Origin of the sequence: Clostridioides sp. ZZV15-6598 (assembly GCF_020657705.1) — a bacterium.
GTDB classification, from domain to species: Bacteria; Bacillota; Clostridia; order Peptostreptococcales; family Peptostreptococcaceae; genus Clostridioides; species Clostridioides difficile_F.
Genome location: NZ_JAGWCS010000142.1, coordinates 1 through 9,366, shown reverse-complemented (window position 1 = coordinate 9,366; position 9,366 = coordinate 1). Strand labels below are relative to the sequence as shown.

General features: G+C 29.4%; 7 protein-coding genes. 1 reads left to right on the top strand and 6 read right to left on the bottom strand.

Going from position 1 to position 9,366, the window contains the following annotated elements; all coding sequences use genetic code 11:
• Window positions 1–170: 170 nt before the first annotated feature.
• Window positions 171–767 carry a TetR/AcrR family transcriptional regulator gene (locus tag KGF50_RS18325; protein ID WP_227849397.1) on the bottom strand — a complete coding sequence of 199 codons (597 nt, stop codon included), beginning with the start codon at window positions 765–767 and terminating at the stop codon, window positions 171–173.
• A 220-nt stretch (window positions 768–987) separates the two neighbouring features.
• Between KGF50_RS18325 and KGF50_RS18320 the strand changes: the two genes are divergently transcribed.
• Window positions 988–1,638 (top strand): methyltransferase family protein, encoded by a 651-nt coding sequence (locus KGF50_RS18320; protein WP_227849396.1) that lies wholly within the window; start codon window positions 988–990, stop codon window positions 1,636–1,638.
• 102 nt (window positions 1,639–1,740) lie between these two features.
• Here the strand turns inward: KGF50_RS18320 and nifJ are convergent, their stop codons facing one another.
• The 5 genes from nifJ to KGF50_RS18295 form a co-directional block, all read right to left on the bottom strand.
• Window positions 1,741–5,280, bottom strand: a complete 3,540-nt coding sequence (nifJ, locus tag KGF50_RS18315; protein WP_227849395.1) for a pyruvate:ferredoxin (flavodoxin) oxidoreductase — start codon at window positions 5,278–5,280, stop codon at window positions 1,741–1,743.
• A 515-nt stretch (window positions 5,281–5,795) separates the two neighbouring features.
• A complete protein-coding gene (gene pduL / locus KGF50_RS18310; RefSeq protein WP_227849394.1) occupies window positions 5,796–6,365 on the bottom strand; it encodes a phosphate propanoyltransferase in 570 nt (189 codons plus the stop codon).
• Window positions 6,366–6,437: 72 nt separating this feature from the next.
• A complete protein-coding gene (locus KGF50_RS18305; RefSeq protein ID WP_227849393.1) occupies window positions 6,438–7,046 on the bottom strand; it encodes a flavodoxin family protein in 609 nt (202 codons plus the stop codon).
• A gap of 7 nt (window positions 7,047–7,053) precedes the next feature.
• The gene (locus tag KGF50_RS18300) at window positions 7,054–8,817 is read right to left on the bottom strand and encodes a GAF domain-containing SpoIIE family protein phosphatase (protein ID WP_227849392.1); all 1,764 of its coding nucleotides are present in this window, start codon (window positions 8,815–8,817) and stop codon (window positions 7,054–7,056) included.
• A gap of 42 nt (window positions 8,818–8,859) precedes the next feature.
• On the bottom strand, window positions 8,860–9,321 hold the full coding sequence (locus KGF50_RS18295) for a hypothetical protein (RefSeq protein ID WP_227849391.1): 462 nt from the start codon (window positions 9,319–9,321) through the stop codon (window positions 8,860–8,862).
• Window positions 9,322–9,366 lie beyond the last annotated feature (45 nt).

Here is a 9,366-nt window from a genome sequence, read left to right as displayed (position 1 = left end):
ATACTATAATATAGTATTTTATATTTAATATATTTTTTATACTATTTTTATACTAAATATAGATTCTTTTAAAATTATCAGTTCAAAGCTAAATTACAAAAATGAATACTTATATTTAAATATAAAATATAAATTCCTATATTATAAATATTATTTAATAATTAAATAACTTAAAAATCCCTTATAAAAAAATCAAAACTTCCTTTCGGTGCCATTAGACTTCTTTCTAAAATCAAACTTAATGCTTCTAATTTGCGTTTTTTCTCCTCTTTATTCCAAGAAAAAATACCTGGGTCAAGTAAAAAAGTAAAAACAGATAAAATTATCTCTGATACTTCTAAAGTATATTCACATTTAAATATGCCTTCTTCCACTCCTTGTTGAAATATTTCTGCAACAATAGGAGAAAGTGAAGTAAGTATTTCTGCAAGAGATTTTTGATGGATTGAAGCATTAAATTGTTGGTGAAGATATTCATCAATTGAAGATTCAACTGTTGATGTTATATAACTTTGAAATAATAGCATCAGTTTTGAAATTGAATCCAATTGACTTTTCTCTACAATAACTTTGCATTTGCCTATAATCTGGCTATAAGTTCGTTCAACTACTGCGTCAAATATTTCATCCTTAGATTTAAAATAATAATATATACTTCCTTTTCCAATACCTGCTCTTCTTGCAATATCACTAACTGAACAAGTTGCTCCTTTTTCTTCTCTTAATAATTCTTGCATGGCATTTAAAATCAACTCTTTTTTGTCCATATACTCACCATCCTTATTTTGTATTATAACACAGTATCAAAAAGTTGACCACCGGTCGAAAATATGATACAATAGAAAAAACTCGACCACTGGTCGAAAAATATTTTTAAATAATTTTTATTTATGACAATATCTTTTTTATAATTACATAGTTGAAATCTACTTAGTTGTCTAAGATACATTTACATTAAAAATTGTTTAAATTTGGGAGGATAATTTTATGAACGAAACAGCACTTTCGCACTATGGTAATTGGATTGGTGTAATTATCTGGATATTGATTTATGGAATCTTTTTATTGTTTCTACCTTTCTATAAAAAAAGCCAAAGAAAGCCCACTACAGCCTATCTAGCATTTATAATAGCTTACGCGCTTGAAATGTTTGGTATACCAATGAGTATGTATTTTTTAGCATGGTTTTTTGGCAAACAACTACCAGATGGTGTATTGTGGGGACATACACTAAATCAATACATTGGTCATTTTGGAATGTATATATGTATAATTTTAAACATTATTGGTGCTTTACTAGTAGTTTTAGGTTGGAGAACAATATACAAAAAATATTGGAAGTATAAAGATGGAAAAGGAAAGTTAGTAACAACAGGAATTTATCATTATGTAAGACATCCACAATATACAGGATTCTTACTAATAACACTTGGAATGATATTTGAATGGGCGACAATACCTCTTTTAATTATGTGGCCTATACTAGTAATTGTATATTATAGATTAGCAAAAAAAGAAGAAAAAGACATGATAAATGAATTTGGAAACAATTATATTATTTATCGTAACAAAACAGGTATGTTTCTTCCTAAAATACTCCTAAAAAAACATGGACAATATACAAAAACAAAATCTTAATTCTTACAGTTTAATATAAATAAAAAAGGGATACTATTTTTTAATAGTATCCCTAATTGTTATCAAATTATATCTTAAATAAGCATTATAATATTCTAATTATTATTCAGCTAATTTTTTGTATCCTTCGTATCTTTCTTTAGCATCAGCTTCAGCTTTTGCAAATAATCCATCAGCTTCTTCTGGGAATTGTTTAGCTATAGCAGAGTATCTTACTTGTGCAAGTATGAAATCTCTGAAGCTTGTAGTTGGTTCCTTAGAATCTAAAGTGAATGGGTTTTTACCTTCAGCTTTTACTTCTGGATTGAATCTGTATAAATGCCAGTATCCGCAAGCAACAGCTTGTGCTTCGTTAGCCACAGTTCTTCCCATACCTTCTTTTAATCCATGGTTTATACATGGAGCGTAAGCTATTATTAAAGATGGTCCATCATGTTTTTCAGCTTCTAGAACAGCTTTGATAAATTGGTTTTTATCAGCACCCATAGCAACTTGAGCTACATATACGTTTCCGTAAGTCATAGCCATCATACCTAGGTCTTTCTTTCTAGATTGCTTACCTGCTGCAGCAAATTTAGCCATAGCAGCAGCTGGAGTAGCTTTAGAAGCTTGACCTCCTGTATTTGAATATACTTCTGTATCAAATACAAGTACATTTACATTTTCACCAGATGCAAGAACATGGTCTAATCCACCGTAACCGATGTCATATGCCCAACCGTCTCCACCTAGTATCCATTGAGATCTCTTAACTAGATAATCTTTTCTATCTCTTATAGCTTTTACTAATTCTTTAGCTTTTTCATCTGTGCAATCACAAGCTGGTTTTTCTAATAATTCAACAACTTTAGCACTTGCTACTTTAGATGCTTCTCCATCATTTCTAGTATCTAACCATTCTGTAAATACTGCTTTAGCATCTTCACAGATATCCATAGAAACTAATTCTGTCATAGCATCTACTATTTTTCCTCTTATTTGTTTAACAGCTGTGTACATACCAAATCCGTATTCAGCATTGTCTTCAAATAAAGAGTTTGCCCAAGATGGACCTTTGCCTTCATGGTTACAAGTATAAGGAGTTGAAGGTGCAGAAGCTCCCCATATAGAAGAACATCCAGTAGCATTAGATATCATCATTCTATCTCCATATAATTGTGTAACTAGTTTGATGTATGCAGTTTCTCCACATCCAGCACATGCTCCTGAGAATTCCATTAATGGTTGTCTAAATTGACTTCCTTTAACAGTGTTTGCAGGCATAACATCAACTTTTGGAGCTACCTCTTCAGGATTTACTGCAAATGCCCAGTTATCTAACTCTGTATCAAGTTGAGTATCTATTGGTTTCATAACTAAAGCTTTTTCTTTAGCTGGACATATGTCAGCACAGTTTCCACATCCTGTACAATCTAGTGGACTAACTTGGATTCTATATTTTAATCCTTCTAATCCTTTACCTAATGCTTTTTTAGCTTCAAATCCTTTTGGAGCATTAGCTAATTCTTCTTCTGTAACTAAAACTGGTCTTATACATGCATGAGGACATATAAAAGAACATTGGTTACATTGGATACAGTTATCCATTACCCATTCAGGAACATCAACAGCTATACCACGTTTTTCATAAGCTGAAGTACCACAAGGGAATGTTCCATCTTCTATACCATTAAATGTACTTACTGGTAAGTTATTACCTTCTTGTGCAGTCATTGGTCTTAATATATTTCTTATAAATTCTGGTTCTTTAACTTCTTCTTTATCTGCATCAACAGCATTTACCCAAGAAGCTGGAACTTCAACTTTAACTAAAGCATTTATTCCTGCATCAACAGCAGCATAGTTCATGTTAACTATCTTTTCACCTTTTTTACCATAAGCTTTAACTATAGAATCTTTTAAGTATTTAACAGCATCTTCTTCTGGTATTATTTCAGCTAATTTAAAGAATGCAGATTGCATTATCATGTTTATTCTATTTCCAAGACCTATTTCTTGTCCTAGTTTAACAGCATTAACTGTATAGAATTTTATATCATTTTTAGCTATATATTGTTTCATATGAGCTGGTAAGTTTTCTTCAATTCCTGCTTGGTCCCATATAGTGTTAAGTACAAATGTACCACCTTTTTTAAGACCTTTTAATAAATCATATTGATAAACATATGATTGTTTATGACAGGCAATATAGTCAGCCTCATCTATTAAATAAGTAGCTCTTATTGGAGTATCACCAAATCTTAAGTGAGACATAGTTATACCACCAGATTTTTTAGAGTCATAATCAAAGTAAGCTTGAGCATATTTTTCAGTGTGGTCACCGATTATTTTTATAGCTTGTTTGTTAGCTCCAACAGTACCGTCAGAACCTAATCCCCAGAACTTACATCTTATAGTTCCTTTAGAAGCTATTTTAATTGATTCAGATGGAGCTAAAGAAGTATTAGTTACATCATCAACTATGCCTACTGTAAATCCATTCTTAGGTTGTTCTGAAACTAAGTTATCAAAAACAGTTTTTATATCTGAAGGAGTAGTGTCTTTTGAACCTAATCCGTATCTTCCACCTATTATCATAGGAGCATTTTCTTTTCCATAGAATACATCACGTACATCTAAGTATAATGGTTCACCAGTTGAACCTGGCTCTTTAGTTCTATCAAGTACACATATTCTTTCAACAGTAGATGGCACAGCATCTAAGAAATGTTTCATTGAGAATGGTCTATATAAATGAACTTTAACTAAACCATATTTTTCTCCCTTAGCATTTAAGTAATCTATAGTTTCTTCTATTGTTTCTGTTACAGAACCCATAGCAATTAATATAGATTTAGCATCTTCTGCTCCATAGTAATCAAATAAACTATGTTTTCTACCTGTTAAATCACTCATTTTTTCCATGTATTTTTCAACTATACCTACTATATTTTGATAGTATTTGTTAGAAGCTTCTCTAGTTTGGAAGTATATATCTGGGTTTTGAGCAGTACCACGAGTAACTGGGTGATTTGGAGATAAAGCATTATCTCTAAATGCTTGAACTGCTTCAAAGTTTAATAAACTTGCATAATCTTCATTTTCTAATAATTCCACTTTTTGGATTTCATGTGAAGTTCTGAATCCATCAAAGAAATGTATAAATGGTAATTTACCTTCTATTGCAGCTAAATGTGCAACAGGTGCTATATCAGCTACTTCTTGAACTGAACCAGAAGCTAATAATACACATCCAGTTTGTCTAGCAGCCATAACGTCTTGATGATCCCCAAATATTGATAAAGCTTGAGATGCTAAAGCACGAGCACTTACATGGAATACTCCTGGTAATAACTCCCCTGCAACTTTATACATGTTAGGTATCATTAATAATAAACCTTGAGATGCTGTAAAAGTAGAAGTTAAAGCTCCACCTTGTAAAGAACCATGGAATGCTCCTGCTGCTCCTGCTTCTGATTGCATTTCAACAACATTAACTTTTTGTCCAAATACATTTTTTCTTCCTTGTGACGCCCATTCATCAACTACTTCAGCCATAGTTGAAGATGGTGTGATTGGGTATATAGCTGCTACATCTGTAAATGCATAGGCAACGTGAGCTGCAGCTGTATTCCCATCAAGTGTTTTCATAAACTTAGCCATAATATGTATCCTCCTTGATAGCTACAATTGTACTTGTTTATAACAAGTCTATTTTTTTATATTTACATATAATTTACACAACAAAAATATAAACACACATAGTCGCGCAAATACTCTATCTTCTAATATAATACTACAGATTAGATAAAATTCCTTTGAAAATTGTAAATTAATTACATATTTAAGTAGATTTTTTTTAAAATTAAATATGTTAAGTTTTTTTCATAATTTTGTATACAATATATAATAAATTAAGTTAGATTTTTCAAACTTTTTTATCTATTTGCATATATTGGTATTAGGAGTAAAAGAGACTTCTTTATCATATATAAATTTTATATATCTAATTTTACCATATTATATCATATTTTTGTAAGTTTTTATTATAATTTTCATAATACCCCTTTATATTATAAATTAATCTAATAGATTAAATTTATAATATAGAAATTTATTACATTTAAAAAATATGCTAGTAAATAAAATATTCACTAGCATAAATCTCATATATAAAATTACTCAACTATTAATTCTACTAAATCTCCATTTTTAACGCCTGCTGCATTTCCTTCTTCCATATCAACATGCATTTCTAAATTAAAGCTATCACTAGCTCTTACTAATACATTTTCAAATACTAACGCTCTTGGTCCAGATGTTTTAACTTTTACTATTTGTTTATCAGTTACACCAAATTTAGCAGCGTCTTCATTGCTCATATGTATATGTCTAGAAGCAACTATAACTCCTTCTTTCATTTCAACTTCTCCAGCTGGTCCTACTAATTTAACACCAGGAGTTCCAGCTATGTCACCAGATTCTTTTATTGGAGCTTTTACTCCTAATGGGAAGCCATCTGCTAAAGAAATCTCAACTTGAGTTTGAGCTCTAGCTGGTCCTAAAACTCTAACTCCTTTTAGAGTTCCCTTTGGACCGACTAAATCTACTTTTTCCTCACAGGCAAATTGTCCTGGTTGAGATAGTGGTTTAAATTTAGTTAATTCATGACCTGCTCCAAATAATACGTCTATATCAGCTTGACTCAAATGAACATGTTTATTAGATAATGCTATTGGTAATTTCATTGAAATTCCCTCCTTTAATTATTTTTAAATTATTGCAATACAATTATACATAATATTACTTACAAAATCAAATTATATTGAATCAATATATGCTTTTAAACTCTTATACAGAGTGTCTTTAAACTCTTGATTATCTGTATAAGGTATATTATCTGTATTGTTTAAATATATATTGTGTAAAAGTTTAGTATTTATACTCTTAAAGAAAAAGTCCATGACTATTTGCCCACCTTTAAACTGTGAATTATAAGGTTTACTACCTCCTACTGCAATATACATTCCTATACGCTTTTTACTCCTATCAATTGAAGGCTTATTTAATATATACTTACTTGCATAGATAGCTTGAGTTCTATCAACAACAGTTTTTACTTTAGCTGATATTGAATCAAAATGTACAGGACTTATTACTATAGTCCCTTTTGATTCATCAAACATTTTGTATAGTGGTTTCATATCATCATTAAATTTGCAATATCCTGTTTTTTCACAAAATCCACATGCTGTACAATATTCAATATCCATATCATATATATTGAATATTCTACTGCTAAGTCCACTCTCCTCCAATTTAAGTTTTATTTCATTTGCTATAAAGCTACAATTTTTATTATTTCTTGGACTTCCATTTATTATTATAATTTCTGGACTTTCAAGTTCTATTTTATTATTTAAAGCCATAATCAATCTACCTATCCTTTAACATAACGATTAAAATATCATCATCATAATTATCTTTTGATGAAAAGTTTCTTAAATCTAATTTTAGATTTTCTACTATCATCTGATGATTTAATCTAAAATTTTCTTTTAAAAAGTTTTCTAATCTCTCTATACCATATTCTTCTTTTGATGTATTTTTTATTTCTAAAATTCCATCAGTATACATACATACCATTGCATAATCTTCCATTGAAAGAGTATTATTTTCATATGTTGCATCTTCCATTACCCCAATAGGTATTCCCTTTTTACAATTTAAGTTAGTTTCTATTGTTCCATCTTTTTTTACAAGTACAGGGCTATAGTGTCCTGCATTAGATACTGTAATCATATTTTCTTTAGTATCTATAAGCCCTATCAAACAAGTTGTAAATACTCCCATCTTATCAAATTCATCATATAACATACTGTTTAAATTTGTCATTATTTCTTGTGGTGTCTTATACTGATTACATAGCACTTTAAAAGCACCTTTTATCATGGCAACAACATAATTTGAAACCATTCCATGACCCATTACATCAGCAACAATATAAACTATGTGTTCAGCATCTACCTTTGTAGCATAGTAAAAATCTCCACCTACTACTCTTGCCGGTTTATGATAAAAATAAAGTTCTTTTTCATCATTACAATCCATTTTACCTTTGTCCATAATAAGTTGTTGCTGTTTATTTAATATATTTAACTCATTCTCAAGAACCTTGTGCTTTACTTCTTTTTCATTGTGCTCATATAACTGCATACCAACTAAAACCTGTTTAGATAATATACTAAGGATACTTAAATCATCACTAGTATAGTTTTTACTGTTTGCACAAACAATGCATCCTATAGTCTCATTTTTATCTTGGAGTTTGTAATATATATAACTTTCCAAGTTTATCCCTTTTTGTGCACATGGTTTTAAATTATTTAAATATCCTCCTAAGGATTCTTTATTCACAAACTTGTCCAACATAGGATATAAATTTGTTTTCTTTTTATGCTCCGTATTATAACAGCTAAATATCTTATCTTTATTATCATGACCTGTTATAACTATCAAAGCTTCTTTACTATTAGTAATGTTACACGCCTGTTTACTTAAGTTTTCTAAAAATCCATCTATACTTTTATTGAGATATAATTTTTTAGTAGCTTCATTTATAGCACTTATTGAACCTCTTAATTTATCAATCAAAATTTGTACATTATTATTTTTATTAGTTATTTCTATTGATAAACTTAAGAGAGATGCAACAGAAGATATAAAGTCTATATCTTGTTCTGTTAGAAAATCTTCTTCTGTCAAAAAGCAAGTCATAAATCCAACTACTTCATTATTTATGATAAAAGGAAAAACTATTCTACCAATGTAACCTTCAGATTTTGCTAAATCTCTTTCCCCTTCTGCTCTAGAATCTTCAAATACATTTTTCACATATATTATCTTTTTCTCATTTACAGCTTCATGGATATATTCTGGATATGTGTCAAAATCAATTTTTGCGCCTTTAAGACTATTAATTGGAAAAATTTGAGGTACATATTCTAAGGTTTGTGAACATACTAAATAGGCATATTTAGAATCATTTTTATAAAATAGATTTACACATGCCTTTGTAGGGTGAACAACCTCTAACATTTTTTCTATTATTTTATCTTTTATATTAAAAAAATCTGTAGATTCAGTCACCATAGCAGATATTTCCACTAAATTCTTCATTTTATAATTGCCATTAGTCATACTCAATTTCTCCCCCTATATATTAAACTATTTATTAGTATTTTAACATACATTCTTTATAGTAAAAACAAAAACAACGACAAAACTAAGAACTAATATCCAGTTAAATCCTGTCAATATTCCTATAAGAAGTAATGTAATCAATGCATTTAGACCTGTTCTTCCCTTTTCATCCATAAAAGTTATCTTAGAGATGTCGATATTATTTTTTACATTGTTTATATGTTCTTTCACTTGTTCTTCCATATTTCTCTTGTAAAGAATGTACACCACTCCAACTAGAAATACTCCTACACCTAATATCCAATTTAGATTAAATGCTACAATAAGCAGTATTGAACCAAAAACTAACTTTAAAAGTTTAAAGAATACACTATCTATCTTTAAAGTTATATTTCTGATTTCTTTACATTCATCTCTTAATGAATATCCACTTGAATCTAAGTTATTAATCTTTGTTTTTACAATTTCAGAATAAAAAAGCTTTATTATCCCATTTAACATTTTCATCACTCCTAAATATTTTACATATATTTGTAAGTTTTACAA

Excerpts from the sequence above, each read along its gene's own strand:
- KGF50_RS18325 (WP_227849397.1), bottom strand. The coding sequence starts at position 767 with ATGGACAAAAAAGAGTTGATTTTAAATGCCATGCAAGAATTATTAAGA.
- KGF50_RS18320 (WP_227849396.1), top strand. The coding sequence starts at position 988 with ATGAACGAAACAGCACTTTCGCACTATGGTAATTGGATTGGTGTAATT.
- nifJ (WP_227849395.1), bottom strand. The coding sequence starts at position 5,280 with ATGGCTAAGTTTATGAAAACACTTGATGGGAATACAGCTGCAGCTCAC.
- pduL (WP_227849394.1), bottom strand. The coding sequence starts at position 6,365 with ATGAAATTACCAATAGCATTATCTAATAAACATGTTCATTTGAGTCAA.
- KGF50_RS18305 (WP_227849393.1), bottom strand. The coding sequence starts at position 7,046 with ATGGCTTTAAATAATAAAATAGAACTTGAAAGTCCAGAAATTATAATA.
- KGF50_RS18300 (WP_227849392.1), bottom strand. The coding sequence starts at position 8,817 with ATGACTAATGGCAATTATAAAATGAAGAATTTAGTGGAAATATCTGCT.
- KGF50_RS18295 (WP_227849391.1), bottom strand. The coding sequence starts at position 9,321 with ATGTTAAATGGGATAATAAAGCTTTTTTATTCTGAAATTGTAAAAACA.